This window comes from Micromonospora sp. NPDC048909 (genome assembly GCF_040649635.1).
Taxonomy (GTDB): Bacteria; Actinomycetota; Actinomycetes; order Mycobacteriales; family Micromonosporaceae; genus Micromonospora.
On the sequence record NZ_JBEZFU010000015.1, the window covers coordinates 1 to 15,802 of the forward strand.

General features: G+C 66.2%; 11 protein-coding genes. 4 read left to right on the plus strand and 7 right to left on the minus strand.

The window, feature by feature from the left end; all coding sequences use genetic code 11:
- Positions 1-361: 361 nt before the first annotated feature.
- The gene (locus AB0C04_RS28805; RefSeq protein ID WP_357060834.1) at positions 362-499 is read left to right on the plus strand and encodes an endonuclease domain-containing protein; all 138 of its coding nucleotides are present in this window, start codon (positions 362-364) and stop codon (positions 497-499) included.
- 235 nt (positions 500-734) lie between these two features.
- Here AB0C04_RS28805 and AB0C04_RS28810 read toward each other — a convergent pair whose 3' ends face one another.
- From AB0C04_RS28810 to AB0C04_RS28840, 7 genes are all read right to left on the minus strand, one after another.
- Positions 735-2,624 carry a carbohydrate-binding protein gene (locus AB0C04_RS28810; RefSeq protein ID WP_357060561.1) on the minus strand — a complete coding sequence of 630 codons (1,890 nt, stop codon included), beginning with the start codon at positions 2,622-2,624 and terminating at the stop codon, positions 735-737.
- A gap of 261 nt (positions 2,625-2,885) precedes the next feature.
- The gene (locus AB0C04_RS28815) at positions 2,886-5,216 is read right to left on the minus strand and encodes a glycoside hydrolase family 95 protein (RefSeq protein ID WP_357060564.1); all 2,331 of its coding nucleotides are present in this window, start codon (positions 5,214-5,216) and stop codon (positions 2,886-2,888) included.
- A 15-nt stretch (positions 5,217-5,231) separates the two neighbouring features.
- Complete coding sequence (locus AB0C04_RS28820) at positions 5,232-7,394, minus strand: alpha-galactosidase (protein ID WP_357060567.1); 2,163 nt, start codon at positions 7,392-7,394, stop codon at positions 5,232-5,234.
- 49 nt (positions 7,395-7,443) lie between these two features.
- Positions 7,444-8,793, minus strand: a complete 1,350-nt coding sequence (locus AB0C04_RS28825; RefSeq protein ID WP_357060570.1) for a sugar ABC transporter substrate-binding protein — start codon at positions 8,791-8,793, stop codon at positions 7,444-7,446.
- Between the two features lie 103 nt (positions 8,794-8,896).
- Positions 8,897-9,844 (minus strand): carbohydrate ABC transporter permease, encoded by a 948-nt coding sequence (locus AB0C04_RS28830; RefSeq protein ID WP_357060572.1) that lies wholly within the window; start codon positions 9,842-9,844, stop codon positions 8,897-8,899.
- Between the two features lie 10 nt (positions 9,845-9,854).
- On the minus strand, positions 9,855-10,814 hold the full coding sequence (locus tag AB0C04_RS28835) for a sugar ABC transporter permease (RefSeq protein WP_357060575.1): 960 nt from the start codon (positions 10,812-10,814) through the stop codon (positions 9,855-9,857).
- 676 nt (positions 10,815-11,490) lie between these two features.
- A complete protein-coding gene (locus AB0C04_RS28840) occupies positions 11,491-12,423 on the minus strand; it encodes a LysR family transcriptional regulator (protein WP_357060578.1) in 933 nt (310 codons plus the stop codon).
- Positions 12,424-12,675: 252 nt separating this feature from the next.
- On the opposite strand from AB0C04_RS28840, the gene AB0C04_RS28845 reads away from it, so the two are divergent.
- The 3 genes from AB0C04_RS28845 to AB0C04_RS28855 are packed head-to-tail and all read left to right on the plus strand — an operon-like array spanning position 12,676 to position 15,802.
- On the plus strand, positions 12,676-13,866 hold the full coding sequence (locus AB0C04_RS28845) for a mandelate racemase/muconate lactonizing enzyme family protein (RefSeq protein ID WP_357060581.1): 1,191 nt from the start codon (positions 12,676-12,678) through the stop codon (positions 13,864-13,866).
- A gap of 40 nt (positions 13,867-13,906) precedes the next feature.
- Positions 13,907-14,911 carry an aldo/keto reductase gene (locus tag AB0C04_RS28850; RefSeq protein WP_357060584.1) on the plus strand — a complete coding sequence of 335 codons (1,005 nt, stop codon included), beginning with the start codon at positions 13,907-13,909 and terminating at the stop codon, positions 14,909-14,911.
- Positions 14,912-14,920: 9 nt separating this feature from the next.
- On the plus strand, positions 14,921-15,802 hold the full coding sequence (locus AB0C04_RS28855; protein ID WP_357060587.1) for an amidohydrolase family protein: 882 nt from the start codon (positions 14,921-14,923) through the stop codon (positions 15,800-15,802).

The window sequence follows — 15,802 nt, forward strand, 5'->3', positions numbered from 1 at the left end:
CCCGATGGCGATCGTCGCCCCGCCGCCCAGCACCAGCAGTGCCGCCAGCACAGTGATCAGAATGCGCCGTGATCGTCGTTGCACCCGCTCCAGCCCTTCACGCCCCATCGGGGGAACCACCCGGTGTTCGATGGTTACCCAACGTAATGGGGAAAGCTGGGAGCCGGCTTAGAGTTGCTGTAGCGCCCAGCCGATCTCAACCGAACCCCTGCTGACCGTGCGTTGCTCAACCAAAAGCCTGGGCAAAATCGGTCAGCTCCCCCACCGAGCGCCGTTTACTGCCGCCCGGCGGCCAACGGTAGCGCCGGCGGACCGACGACAGCCCTCGACCGGGTGATCCGCGAGGTCGCACATCGACCTGATCGAGAGAGGCCCGCGCGGTCTACTCTGCCAGTGGTGTAACACCGGTCTTGGCAGCTTCCGCGACGACCCCGAGCGCCTAGCCGCAGCAATCGCCTACCTCCGATGCGCGGCGGCTGCCACGACGTCTTCGGTGTGAAACAGGACGCTACACCGACTCTGACCTGCGGAAACAAGAAGCCGCGGGCAGGGCTGGGTGCAGTTGAGCGCCGTTCGATGCCGTTCGGCGCGGTTCGACGCTGTTCAGTGCACCCTGTTGCTCCCAACCCGCTCCCCCGATCCGGGTTCCGGACCGAGCCGCCGCCGGTCGCCCGCTGGGATGCGGTGCGGGCTGGAGCGGCGGCACCGCTCCAGCCCTCACAGACGAGCCGCGCCTACCGTCCGGACAGCGGTACCTCGATCTTGTCGATGTCGGGTGAGTAGACCGGCGTGGTGCTGTCGATCTCGATCGTGTTGGTGCCGGCACGCAGCTGCAGGGCTACGGTCACGGTAGCCGGGATGTCCCAACCACCGCTCGGCGGGAAGGCCAGGGTGACGGCGTTCTGGCCGTTGGCCGAGACGGTCGCCGAGCGCGGGTCGTTGGTGGCGTAGCGGATGTTCACCTGGTAAGTGCCCGCCTTCGGCACGGTGACGCCGTTGACGCGCAGCGCGCCGCCGTTGTAGAGGCTGCCGACCTTCGAGCCGCCGGAGCAGTTCGCGCAGCCGGAGACCGCGGCGCCACGTACCACGGTGTTCGTGCTGGCCTCCGCCTCGTAGCTGGCCAGCTTGACAGCACCGTTCTTGGGCGTGACTTTGAACAGTCGGGAGCCGTGTGACGGCAGGGTCGCCGAGATGCCGCCGTCCCGGTCGCCGAGCTCCTTGTGCTGCCACAGGTCGCGTACGGCGGCCTTCCCACCGAAGCCGAAGCTGCTCCAGTTCGCGGTCACCTGTGTGGGGAAGCTACCCATGTTGAACAGCGCGATGGTGTACGTACCGTCGGCGTTCTTCATGCCCCAGACCTGCGCGGGGCCGGTGGGCGTCACCGGGCGGGCCGGGATACCCTGCTGGTCGATCGCGATCACCTCGCGGTTGGTGAGCAGGGAGAGGCCGTACGCGTCGAGCTTGGTGAGGTCGTCACCGACGTAGAGCGGGGCCGCCGAGATCGCCCACAGCGTCATGTAGCTCTGCCGCTCGTCCTCGGTGATGCCGTCCATTTGGCCGTTGCCGACATTGAGCGTGTCGAGATTGTTCCAGCCGCCGGGTCCGGTCCAGGGCGTCCAGCCGGGTACGTCGTCCCACCGGATCTTGACGGAACTGTTCCAGGTCACCAGGGTGTCGCAGTAGCACTCCACGTCCGTGTCGATCCGCCAGCCGTTGGAGTACCGCTTCCAGTCGGCCGCGTAGTTGCGGTCCAGCGACCAGGACACGATGAACTGGATCGGACGCCCCGTCTTGGCGATGGCCGCCTGCCAGGCGGCGACGTCCGCGACGTTGTTGTAGTTGTCACCGCTACGGAACGAGCCCGGCCCGACGCCGTCGAGCTTGACGAAGTCGTAGCCCCAATCGGCGAACAGCTGTGCCTGCGAGTCGATGTACTGCTGGGCGCACGGATTCGCGAAATCAATCTTGTAGGCGCTGTCCCAGCCGTTCGTCGTACGCAGGTCCGGGTAGACGATGTCGCCGGTGGTGCAGCCGGAGGCGTTCCAGATCGGTGTCGTGCCGTTGCCGTACGCGGGCTTGTCCAGACCGACGCCGAGATAGATGCCGGCCTTCAGGCCCTTGCCATGGATGTAGTCGGCCACGTACTTCATGCCGTGCGGGAACCGCTGGGGCGAGGCGATCCCCCGCCCGTACCCGTCCAGGTGGGGCGTCCCGTTGTAGTCAGTCGACCAGCCGGCGTCGAGGTTGAGGTACTCGTAGCCGTACGGCTTGAGCTTTGTGGCGAGGGCATCGGCCTGCTGGAGGACGTTGGCCTCGTTCAGCCAGCTCGCGGGTCCGTTCGGGTTGACCCCGGGGTAGTTGGTGGCCTGCAGGCTCCAACTGCTCCACCCCATGTAGGGGCGGTCCGCGATGCCCTGCGCGGCCGCCGCGGCGGCCGCCTTCTGCGCGGCCGCCCGGTCGGCGGGCGACGGGTCCTTCGTGGTGGCGCCGGACGTCGCACCGTTCGGCGCGGGGCTCGGCTTCGGGCCGGGTACGGCAGCCTGTGGCTTCGGATCGGGTTCGGCAGCCAGCGCCGGGACGGCGCCCGCGCCGAGGGCGACGATGATGGTGGCGGCCAGGGCCATGCCGCTACGGGCTCGGTTTTCGCGTCGCGCGGTTCGTTGTGGGGTGGTGCGTAACGGTGACTTCACAGTCACACCTCCTGGTTGGGGGAGCCGGGGGTGGTGCCTGTTACGGATATGGGCCGGCCGATGGCCGGGGTGATGCCGCTTGCGGTCGAAACCGGTGCGGATGTGTGTCTCGAAGAGTCGATGAGCCCGCGTGACGGTCACCGGCCGCTGAGCCGGCACAACGAGGCGGGCGTCGTGATGGCGGTAGCCTGGTTGTCACTCGAGCCGGACGGCGACCTCGTCCCCCGGCGTGAACGCGACCTCGATCGTCTCGTCGCCGTAGCGGACGCGAGATGCTGCCGTTCGCGCTGACCGTATCCGGGCGTGGTGTAGGCGTCCGTCGCGCCAGGTGATATCGACGGTGAAACCACCTCGTGCCCGCAGCCCTCGGACGGAACCGTTGTGCCAGGTCGCGGGCAGTGCGGGAAGAATCTCAACCTCCTCGCCGTCCGACTGCAGCAGCATCTCCGCCACGGCGGCGGTGCCACCGGCGTTGCCGTCGAAGGAGTAGATGTTCTGAGCGGCTCCGGCGACTCCGCCGGCGGAGTAGCTCATCAGGTTTGCCTCGCTGGCATCGGTGATGAGGTTCGTGAGATGGGCCAGTGCCTTGTCGCCGTTGAGGAGACGGGCGAAGTAGACGGCGAAGTTCGCCTCCACCCATTCGGTCTGTTCCCACCCCTCCGCGCTCTGCCGACGTTCGATGGTGACCTCGGCGGCCCGGGCCAGACCGGGGGCGGCGCGCGGCGTGATCTGCCGTTCGGGGAAGAGCGCGCAGAGATGGGAGGTGTGTCGGTGGGCCGGCTCCGCCTCATCGACGTCGTGCAGCCACTCCTGGAGCTGTCCATGTCGGCCCACCTGGAACGGGGGCAGTTGTGCGCGGGCTACCGCGATCCGTTCGCGTAGCTCCGGGTCCACGCCGAGAATCGTGGCGGCCTCCGCACAGATTCGCAGTGCCGCCTCGGCGAAGACCCGGTCGACGGTGTTGCCCATGGCGATCGAGCAGTGGGTGCCGTCCGGGGCGACGTACCAGTTCTCGGGTGAGTCCGAGGGGCCGGCAACCAGCCAACCGTGGTCCGGCTCGGGCACCAGATAGGAGAGCAGGAACAGCGCGGCCTCCCGGAACACCGGGTACACCTGGTCGCGGAGGAACTGTTCGTCGCGGCCGTATTCGTAGTGCTCCCACAGTTGCAGGGCGATCCACACCCCAGCCGTGACGTTGAGGCCCCAGCCCGCGCCCCACCCGGGGGCGGAGTACCCCCATGCGTTGGTGACGGTGTGGGCGACCCAGCCGGGCGCGCCGTACATCTGAGTAGCCGTCGCGCGTCCGGTCTCGGCGAGGCCGTGGATGAGTCGGAAGAGCGGCGCCTGACACTCGGCGAGGTTGGTCGGTTCCGCGGCCCAGTAGTTCTGCTCCGTGTTCATGTCCAGATGAAAGTCGTTGGTCCACGGCGCGCTGCTGGCGAGCCCGTCGTTCCACAGCCCCTGCAAGGCAAGCGGCAGCGGGGAGTCCGCGCGGGATCCGGCGACGGTGAGATACCGCCCGTACTGGAAGTACACGGCGATCAGGCCGTCGTCCCGCTCCCCCTTGGCGAACCGCTCCCGCCGCAGGTCGGTCGGGAGATCGCCGACATCCTCCGCCGTGGCGCCGAGGTCGAGCGAGACCCGCCGCATCATGCTGCTGTGGTCGTGAACGTGCAGTGCGCGCAGTGCCTCGTAGCCGGCGACGGAGGCTGCGGCAACCAGGGTGTCCACCCGGTTAACCGGGTCGTCGCCCGCCCAGTCGGTGCCAACACCGATCAGGATCAGGGCCGAATCCGCCTCGACTACCTCGAACGCAGCGGCTTGCCGCCGGACGGCTCCGCCCTCGACCTCCACCTGGACCCGAATCTCGAGGGCCGTACCCTGACGTCCGTTGCTGTGTAGGGACTCGAAGGCGTGGCCACTGAAGGCAATGCCGGTGTCCGTTCCTATCGTCCGGCCGGGCACTGTGGCCTCATCGAGGCTGACGGTGAAGCTGACGGCGCCCGGTTGATCTGCCGTGATACGCAGGGCGATGACGCCGTGCGGGTGCGACGCGAGGGTCTCGCGGACGAAATGCGTGCCGTCCTGGTCGTACTCGACAGACACGATACCGGTGTCGAGGTCGAGGGCTCTGCGGTAATTTCGAGGAGTTTCGCTGTCCTCGAAGTCGAGACGGACCACCGGCAACGGGACGTTGGTGCCGAACGACACCGGCCTTCCCAGGAGGTGCTCGTTGGCCAACTGCTGGGCCTCCGCGTGACACCCGGCAAAAAGCAGCCGACGTACGGTGGGCAGCGCTCCCAGTGCGGTCGGGCTCACGTCGGTTGTCGACGGCGCTCCCGACCACGCGGTCGACTCGGACAGGCGTACGCGTTCGGCGTCGGTTCCTCCGTAGACCATGCCGGCGAGCCGGCCGTTGCCGATCGGCAGGGCCTCGAACCAGCGTTCCGCGGGCCGGTCGTACCACAGGATGCCCGCTGCTTCGGTGCTGGCGGTCCGCGGCTCCCCGCCGGAAATGGTGAGCATGGGCTTCCTTCGTTCTCAGTCGCTGACCACGTGCAGGAGCATGGCCTGCTGCGGGTTGAGTGTCGGCATGGGTAGGCCGATCTCTGTGGCGATAACGCCGGAGACGACGAAGCCGTCCCGACAGGCGGAGTCGAGCCATATCGGGGCCCCCTCGTGCAGCGAGGACTCACCGACCTCCGTGCGGACGCGAACGCGGTACCATCGCGCCGGCTCGAGACCAGGTAGGCGGATCCGCCCGGCCTGAACGGGATTCGACGTGGCCAGCCGCACCCATGAGTACAAGGCCTCCGTGCCGTCGTGGGCCACGACTCCGTCCAGGAGCGTCGCCGCGTCGGCGAGGTCGGCCCGGACGAGTCGGCCGGAGTGGAGCAGACCACGGAGCTCCTTGTAGAGCTTGGCCCACGCGGCGATCGTGCTCAACTCGTCCGCCGAGCACGCCGTCAGGTCGGCCTCGATCCCGGCGTGGCCGAAGAGCGCGGTGGCCAGGCGGAACGACAGCGCTGTTACCCGGCCCGTCGTGTGCGACTCCGACGCTCCGAGGTGTGTTCCGATGAACTCGAGCGGGATGAGCTGAGCGGTCCAGCGCTGGATGTCCTGCCGCTCGACCGGGTCGTTGCAGTCCGATGCCCACACGCGGTCGGTGCGCTGAAGGATGCCGAGGTCGATGCGTCCGCCACCGCTCGCGCACGACTCGATCTCCAGTCCCGGATGCCGGTCCCGCAGCGTGTCGATCATGCGGTAGAGCGCGAGCGTCTGTGCCCGTACGCCGGCACGTCCATAAGCGCGCCTGAGCGCCGCCTCGTGGAGCTCGCGGTTGTGATCCCACTTGATGTAGTCGAGTTGGTACTCGGTCACGATCGAGTCGATGCGCTCCAGTACGTAATGCCATGCGTCTTCGTCGGCGAGGTTCAGCACGTGCTGGTGCCGGATGGCTGGCCCCTCGCCTTCGGCGGGAGCCAGCAGCCACTCTGGATGATCGGCAGCGATGCGAGAGCGGAGGTTCACCATCTCCGGCTCGAACCAGAGACCGAACTGCATTCCCTTGTCACGGACCGCGTCAACGAGCGGCCAGAGCCCGTCCGGCCACACATCCTTGTCGACGTACCAGTCGCCAAGGCCCGCTGTATCGTTGCGGCGTCCGGTGAACCAACCGTCGTCCAGCACGATGCGCTCGACTCCGACGCGTGCGGCCCGCTCGACCAACTGGTGCAGCGTGTCGATGTCGTGGTTGAAGTAGACGGCTTCCCAGGTGTTCAGGGTCAGCGGTCTGGGTGTCATGCGGCGAGGTCGGCTTCGGAGCATCGCGTGAAAGGCCTCGGCGATGCCGTCCATGCCTGCGTTCGACCATGCGAAATAGACCGTCGGGCTGCGGTACGTTTCGCCCGGGTTCAGGACGACCTCACCGGGCAGGAGGAGTTCGCCGGCACCGAGGACCGAGCGGTGGACGCCGGCTCCTTCCGGCAACTGTTCGACGAGGTAGCGCTGGCTACCACTCCAGCCGAGGTGCACCGCCCACACCTCGCCGTGTCCGAAGCCGAAGGATGCGGTTCCAGCCATGAGCAGGTACGGGGAGTCGAGTGACGGCCTCCCGCGGCGGCTCTCCCGCAACCGCGTGCCAGGCAGGATGGGGCTGCGCTGCGGACTCCGCTCTCGTGCCCACTTCCCGGTGAAGTCGACGCATTCGACGGCGCCTTCGGGAAGGGGCAGAAGCGCGGTGAGCGCGGTGAGGTGGTACGGGGTTGCGGCGCTCGCGTCCGCGGAGATGGACATGTCCACGGCGAGGACGTCGTGCTCGTCGAGCCGGTACGTCAGTGCCGCGGTGAGGCCGGACGCCTGGTCGGCCAGTGTGAGCTGCAACGACATCTTCGTGGGATCGAAGAAGTGATCGCTCAACACGAATCTGGGGAACGGTGAACCGTCCCGCAGATGCCCCTCAACGGCGGGTGTGCCCGACCAGGCGTCGGCTTCGGTGGCCAGTACGGTGAAGTACCGCGGATCGTCGGTGGAGTTGTGCGTGGACGACGGGATCGAGCTGCGGTGAAGCGCTGTGAGCTCGTCGACGCCCAGTTCTCCCAGGTTCAGACCCCAATGCAGGATCCGCGGTATCGGGCGTGATAGCTCGACCAGCACGGATGCGTTCCGGCCGTGGAGCGCGACAATCTCGGCGGTCGGCGTCACTGTCTGCATGTTTCCCTGTCCACGCTTGAGGTGAGGATTGGCCGGGAACCTACTTCGCGGCCAGCAGCGTCTTGCTCTGCTCCTGCATCTTCGGGAAGATGCTCTCGTCAGCCTTGTTCGTGAAGTAGGCCTCGAACTGTGGCACCATCGCGTCGCTCAACGCGGCGCCGTTGTTGTACACCGGAGAGGGGAAGAGTTCGTTGTTTTTCACATAGTTCGTGAAGACTGAGAAGTCGATTCCCTGACCGGATTGCTTCTTGCCGAGGGCCTCCATCGACGCGGCGATGGAGGGAAGGAACGATCCGTTGTACTCGGCGGCCTTCGTCTGGCAAGCCTCGCTCCCCTGGTAGGAGATCCACTTCCAGGTCTCCTGCGGGTGCTTGGTTCCCGCCCAGATGTTGTTGCCGTTGGAGTTCGACATCAGTGCACGCTTGCCGGCCGATCCGGCGGGGAGCGGCGCCATGCCAACTTTGAAGTTCGGCAGTTTTGCGAGCGCGTTCGCGTCCCAGGTGCCGCCCAGGATCATGGCGACGTTGCCGGAGCCGAGCTGCTCGGTGCCGCCGGTGGTGAACTGCTTCAACTTCGGCGAGAAGCCATCATTGGTCAGGCTGCGTACGAGTTTCAGGGACTGGACGACCTTCGGGTCCGCGTAGTTGAAGACGGTCGGCCATTGGTTGGCGTCCGGGATATTGATCCCGTCGTTGGGCAGCAGCCATCCCCAGTAGTTCTGGCCGAACGGATCTCCGGTCGTCTCGAGGTTGGCGATCCCGTAGGTCTTCACCTTGGCCGCGTTGAAACCGGGTTCGTCGCCACGAACACCACTTTCGTCGACCGTCAGATGCTTGACCATTTTCCAGAAGCTGCCGCCGTCGTTCGCGGTCCAGGTCAGCTCGTTGACGTCCTTCGGGGCGTAGCCGGCCTTGGTAAGCAGATCCTGGTTGTAGTACAGCACCCCGGTCGCCCAGTCCATCGGCAGGGCGTACTGCTTTCCGTCCTTGTACTTCCAGGCGCTCGCACCGATCGAGTACCGGTTCATGTCGAAGCCGTCGCGGCCGATGTGGTCCTCCAGCGGCAGGAGTTGCCCCTGGCTCGCGTACGAATCCAGGTAGGTCACGCTGTTCATGAAGGCGTCGGGCGCGGCGCCGGAGACAAATCCTGCAGTGAGTTTGGTGAAGTAGTCGCCGACGTTGTAATTCGAGATCTTGACCTTGATGTTGGGGTTGGCTTGCTCGAACGCCGGGAAGCACTGTTCATATGCGGCGGCTTGTTCCGGGGACCACGTCCACCAGTTGACCGTAACCTTCCCATCCGAGGTGTCGGAGGAGCCCGCGCCGCAGCCGGCCAACGCCGCCAGCGCGACGCCGCACACGGCGGCGGAGGCGATCCGTTTGATTCTCATTCCATTCCTCTTTTCTAGCATTTTCGATTGTCGAGACGCCACGGGTCGCCCGGAAGGCCACTGGTTCCATGTGCTGCGGCGGCCAGGCGGCTCGGGATGAGGTCTACTTGATGCCGGTAAACCCGATCGAGTCGACGACGCGCTTTCCGAAGACCATGAAGAGCACGAGCATGGGGAAGGCGGCAACGAGCGCGGCCGCCATAAGCCCGGCGTAGTCGGGCTGGGTCTGGATCGACGCCTGTTGGAAGACACCCAGGGCGACCGTCAGCGGCCGCACGCTCGAGTCGCTGGCCACCATCAACGGCCAGAAGTAGTCATTCCAGGCGCCGATGAACGTGAGCAGCGAGATTGTGGTAATTGGCCCGGACGTCATGGGGACGGTGATTCGGAAGAGCAACCTGAATCGACCGACACCGTCGATGAGGGCGGCGTCCTCGATGTCATCGGACAGTCCTAGCATGAACTGCCTCAGGAAGAAGATGTTGAACGCCGAGAACAGCGCACCCGGGAGGATGAGTCCGGCGAACGTGTTGGTGAGGCCGAGGTCGTGTATCAGGACGAAGTTCGGCAGTAGCGTCATGATCCCGGGAATCATGAGAGCGCTCAGGAAGATCGAGAAAACCAGGTTTCTCCCTCGCCACCGCAGGCGGGAGAAGGCGTACGCCGCGAGGAGTGAGCAGAAGACCACGATGACCGTGAGCGTGGTCGCGTAGATGAGGGAGTTTCGGACATAGAGCGCGAGGTCGATGGAGGCGCCCGAGCCTCCCTCAGCGATGGCTTCGGCACGTGTTGCCAGCCCGAGAACTCGCTTGAATGGTCCGAGCGTGAAATCGACGGGTACTGGCGAGGAAGGGTTGCGGGTCAGCGCGTAGTTGTTGGAAAGAGCCGTCCGGAGGATCCAGTAGAAGGGAAATACCGTAACGAAGAGGAAGAGCACCAGGTAGGTCCAGGCGACGATCTTTCCCACCGAAACGCGGCGCGGTCGCCTGCTACTCGCGGCCGGCGTCCGTCCGGTCGCCTCGCGCGCTTCGTCCGCGATTGTTGTTGTCATCGGGCCGCTCTCAGTTCGTGTCGGAATCGTTCGCGCGAAGCAGACGCATCTGGGCGAAGGTGATCACTAGCAGCATCACGAAGAGCGCCATCGACATCGTGATTGCATAGCCGAAGTTGAATTGGGTGAACCCCGTTTTGTATATGTAGAGAGGCAGAACGTTCGAAGCGTTGGCCGGCCCTCCAGCCGGCCCTCCCTGGCCACTGGTACCAACGGCGACGAGGTCGAAGACCTGGAAGGAACTGATCATGGTCAGGATGATGACCATCGCCATGATCGGGCGGAGCAAGGGGAGGGTGAGCCTCGCGAACATTCGGAACTCGCCGGCCCCGTCCATCCGTCCGGCCTCGTAGATCTCGCCGGGGATCGTCTGGAGGCCGGCGAAGATCAGGATCGCGTTGTATCCCATCGACTTCCAGACGGCAATCAGGGCGAGCGAGGGGATCACCCATTCCTGGGAGCCGAGAAAGAGGATTTCGTGGCCGAACAGTGCCTTGACGGCGACGTTGACGATGCCGAGCCCAGGATCCAGCATCCACTGCCACACCAGGGCGGCGACCACCCCGGAGATCAGAAACGGCAGGAGCACGAGACCGCGCACGACCGGCGACTTCGTCAGTCGGTGCAGAATGACCGCGGTGGCCAGCGACACCAGCATTCCGACGCTGACGGAGAGGACCACGAAATAGACCGTCGTCTGGAGCGAATCCCAGAACACACTGTCCGAGAGCAACTGGCGGTAATTGGCGGTACCGGCCCACGTAGCCGGGGTCAGGATCCGGAAGTTGGTGAAGCTGAGATAGATGCCGCTGAGCAACGGGTAGGCCGCGAAGACGCCGAATCCGACCGCGGCCGGAAGGATCAGGATGAGGGCCAGGCGACCGTCGTCCCGGCGTGATGGGCTGCTGCGGACCGTACGGCGGCCGCGACGCCCCGGAGCGACACTGCTTCTCGCGCTTGTTACGACCACAGTCGGCTCTCCTTCGCTGGCGCAAGAGACCGCATGATCGCCGTGTGAGTACGCGCGCCGCGAGCCCGCGTGAATCGGCGGACGCGATGATCGAGGAGAATCCCGCGACTCGCGCGCCGGGCCGTCTCGTGTATCGGCGACCGCCACCGAACGCACTGACGCCCGCCGCGGCTCGACGCGTGATATGCGGGTGCTTCCAAAATGTCCATGCGCCACCTATTCCCAGCATTGCCGTCAATCCGCCGCCGGGGCGCCGACGGCAGTCCCAGGCCGCAGAGACTCGTGCATGTCTACGTACGCGGGATGCGGTTGTTAACAGTGCGGCCCGCGCAGGTCATCTGCTCGAAATGTTGCAGACATTGAGGCACGGTGCGGCCACCCGTCGCAACGCCGCATCGCGAATATGCTCGATTCGCGCGGCGAATAAGGACGTTTGTTGAACTATTCGGACGCGCTGCCGGCGCTGTCGAAGCGTCGATCGACGTAGGCCACGCGCGGCGTAACCGATCGGTGACGACGGGCGCAGTTGATGTCGGCAAGCGTTGGGCGGACTGTGTTGATCGTGGCGGCGTGCCCGGTTGGTCGCCGGGAAAGGCGACCAGGTCCGACAGTCAGCGGGCGCAGTGCGAGCGGTGAGTTCGTACGGCGCGAGCGTCACACGAGGAACGAACGAGACTCAGTCCGTCGGGATCGGCAGTGTCCCGGCAGGTCGGTCGCCGTCCAGTACGAGATCGATGAATGCCTGTGCCGCGCGGCTGAGCGGCCGTTCCGCGTGCCACCAGAGGCCCACGTCGCGATAGAGGTGCCGGTTCGCGACCTCCCGGACCTCAAGCCCGTCGGTGCGCACCATCGCACCCGCCAGGCTGTTCAGCAAGCCGATACCGTGCCCGCCCCGGACCATCGCGGCGAGCGTCGTCGGCTGGTGCGAGACCATGCCCGCCGCCGGCTCGATCCGGCTGGATTGCATGGCTGACCACGCCTCGTACCCGAGGCTCGGATCACCGAGGGGGTCGCCGATCGTGATGACCGGATACGCCGCAACGTTCTCCAACGTAATTGAGTCGTTACCCAGTACGGGATGCCCGGGGGGCGCCAGTACGACGAAGGGTTCTCGCCAGATGCCACGGCGGACCAGTGCCTGATCGGCGGGCTCGGGTCGAAGCGGGCGCAACGCGACGGCTGCCCGCCGCTCGGACAGACTGTCCTCGATGACCTGCACGTCGCCGTCGAGCACCGCCAGCTCAAGCAGCGGATTCGCGTCGCGCAGCTTCCTCAGGACGCCGGGCAGGAACTCGGAGCTGGCGCTGGCGAAGCTCGCTATGGCGAGCTTTCCGGTGAGGGTGCCGGCCGTCGCGCGCATGTCCGAGACCGCGTCGTCGAGCGCCGCGACGATCATCCGCGCCCTCGGCAGCAGCCGCCGGCCCTCGTCGGTCAGCGTGAGCGGACGGATCCGCCGCTCGATCAGTACGCATCCCAGGGCTCGCTCAAGGCTGGCCACCCGTGCGGAGACTCGGGGCTGCGACACGTGCAGCCGGGCAGCCGCACGGGCAAATCCCCCAGAGTCGACCACTTCGATCCAAGATCGAAGCCAGGCCAGCTCGACGTCCATCCCCAGGTGCCTCCTTCGGCGCAAGACTAGCCCAGCCGCCGAGAAGGCCGGCCTGGCCAGCGGCGCCTCGCCCCGGGGTGCCCGGGCGCCCCGCGGAGCTCAGCTGGGGCCGGGGGTAGCTGTATTCGTCGTACGGAACGCAGGTATTCGTGATACGGCGTTGTCAACCGGAATCCCCCGTGCCTGAATATCTCTGCTGGACCCGGGGGTGTGATCCGCACGTAAGACAAGGGGCGCCAAGTGGGACTTGAGATGCCAGATGACGTGTTCGGCCTGCTTTCGCCTGCGCAAGCAGACCTGACGCCGGGTGACGACGGCAGCGTCATCACGTCTGTTGAGACGTATGCGCTTTCGGTGCCACTTCCCAAGACCTTGGCGGATTCCACCGCTTCCCTGAATGCCTGGACGATTCCCGTGGTGGAAATTCGTACGGCGGACGGCAAGGTCGGTACCGGCATCTCCGGAGTGCATCTGGGGCCCGAACTGCTCTGCCACGTAATTGACCGCTATTACGCGCCGGCCCTTGTCGGGGCATCGTCCGAGGACATTCTCGGCACGTGGAAGCGACTGTACTGGCTGCCGACACACTGGATCGGCCGGGGCGGTGTTGTGCACATGGCGTTGTCGATGGTTGACATCGCGCTCTGGGACCTCGCCGCGCAACGTGCGAACCTGCCGCTCTGGCGGCTGCTCGGTGGCATGGCCGACGCCATCGAGACCTACAACACCGATGGCGGATGGCTCAACCTCAGCGTGGCGGAGGTCGTGCGTGACCTCAATTCACTCGTCGACCGCGGTTGGCGCCGAGTCAAGATCAAGGTCGGCAAGGCCGACTGGCGTGAAGACGCCCATCGGGTGCGCGCCGTGCGTCAGGCGATCGGCGCCGACATCACGTTGATGTGCGACGCGAACCAGCGCTGGGATTTCAGCACCGCCAACCGGATGCTGCCGGTGCTCGCCGAGGTCGGGATGGACTGGTTCGAGGAGCCGGTTCACGCCGACGACCTCCAGGCGCACCAACGCCTGCAGGCGACGAGCACGGTCGACGTCGCCGCCGGCGAGAGCCTGTACTCGTACCACGCGTTCGCGAATTTCATCGCCGCTGACGCGTTGCGCGTTGTGCAGGTCGACGTCACCCGTGTCGGAGGTGTGACGGAGTGGATGCAGGTCGCTCGTCACGCCGCGGCGAACGGCCTCCGCGTCGTCCCCCACGCCGGCGACATGATGCAGGTACATCAGCATCTCGTCGGCACGGTCCTCAGCGAGACCCAGCCGCTGGTGGAGTTCATTCCGTGGACACAGGATGCGTTCGAGCACCGCAGCGTCGTCCATGACGGCTTCCTCGAACGTCCCCAAGCGCCCGGCGCGTCCACTGCCATCGCCCCACAAGCGCGGGAGAAGTGGCAGATCAAAGGCGTCGGCGCGACCAGAGCCCAGAACTAGGCGTCGCGCAAGCGAGCAACCACCGTCGGAGTAGGAATCCATGATCACCGCAGCCGCACCGGTCAGGATCGGTCGCACGGACCTGTTCGCTCCTCGACTCGGTCTGGGAACCGCCGTCCTCGGCAACTTCCAACAAGCGATCAGCGACGAGGACGCCCTCGCCGTGATCGGCCGCGCGCTCGCGAACGGCATCCGTTACCTGGACACCGCGCCGCTGTATGGGCACGGACTTGCCGAACAGCGGGTCGGCCGGGCCATCACCCAGGTGCCGCGGGACGAACTGATCATTTCGACGAAAGTCGGGCGCCTGCTGCGCGAAGGCGCCCCGCCGGACGACAGCCAGTTTCACGACGGCGTTCCGTTCTACCAGGATGTTCCATCGGCTGGTCCGGTGTGGGACTTCAGCTACGACGGTGTCCGTCGCTCGGTGGAGGAGAGCCTGGACCGGATGGGCGTCGACCGCGTCGATGTCCTCCATCTGCATGACCCGGACAATCATCTCGCGCAGGCCAGCTCCGCCGGTTGCCGCGCGCTGCGGGATCTTCGAGCCGAGGGGATGGTGCAGGCGATCGGCGCGGGGATGAACAATTCCGCACCGCTCGCCGAACTGGTCCGCGCCTGCGACCTGGACGTGCTGCTCCTCGCCGGCCGATACACCCTGCTGGATCAGACATCGATGAACGACCTGCTGCCGCTGTGTCAGGAGCGCGGTGTCTCGGTTGTGGTCGGTGGCGTTTTCAACAGCGGCATTCTGGTCAACCCGACGTCCGGTGCGCAGTTCAACTACGTGCCGGCCGACAACGAGGTCCTCGCCAAGGCGTCCGCGATCCAATCGGTCTGCAGCAGGTACGGGGTGCCCCTCGCCGCGGCAGCGGTACAGTTCCCGCTCGCGCACCCGAGCGTGTGCACGGTTCTGATCGGGCCCCGTACCGTCGAGGAACTCGACATGGACCTGTCGCTGTTCGATGTCGAGATTCCCCCGCAACTCTGGGCGGACCTGCGCCGCGACGGACTGCTCAGCGACGATGTCCCGACCCCGCAGTAAGGAGGCGTGGTGAGCACCCCCGCGATGCGCGTCGATGCCCATCAACATTATTGGGATCCCGCACGGTATTCGTATCCGTGGATGGTGGGCGAGGTCATGGACCCGGTGCGCCGGGCGTTCATGCCGGATGACCTGCTGCCGAGCCTGCGAACGGCGAACATCGACGGGACGGTTCTTGTGCAGACGCTCTCCAGCGTCCACGAGACACTCGAGTTCCTGGAACTGGCGGCGGCGACCGATTCCGTCCACGGCGTGGTGGGTTGGGTCGACCTGACCTCGCCGACCGTCGGCGACGATCTCGACGCGCTGCTGGAGGGCCCGTTCGGTCGCTGGTTGGTTGGCATCCGGCACCAGGTACACGACGAATCGGACCCGGACTGGCTCGGTCGCGACGACGTGCGGCGCGGCCTCGCCGCCGTACAGCGTCGCGGTCTCACCTACGACCTCCTGGTTCGGGCCCGGGAGTTGCCAGCGGCAACCGACACGGTCCGACAATTCCCTGAGCTGCAGTTCGTCCTCGATCACATCGCGAAACCACGCATTGTCGACGGCCAGGACGATCCGTGGATGCGGCGCATGCCCGCGCTCGCGGCCGAGCCGAACGTGTCGGTCAAGCTGTCGGGCATGGTCACCGAGGCGGACTGGGCCTCCTGGACGCCGGACGACCTGCGCCCGTTTGTCGACCACGTCGTGGGTTGGTTCGGACCGGACCGCCTCATGTTCGGCTCGGACTGGCCGGTCTGCCTGCTTGCCGGCACCTACGAGGAGGTCGTCGGGGGTTTGACCGCCACGCTGATGCCAACGAGCCCGAACGAGATCGCTCAGATCTTCGGCGGCAACGCGCAGCGCGTGTACCGACTGGACAACGCCAGCGGGCGTTCAGGCGGGTGA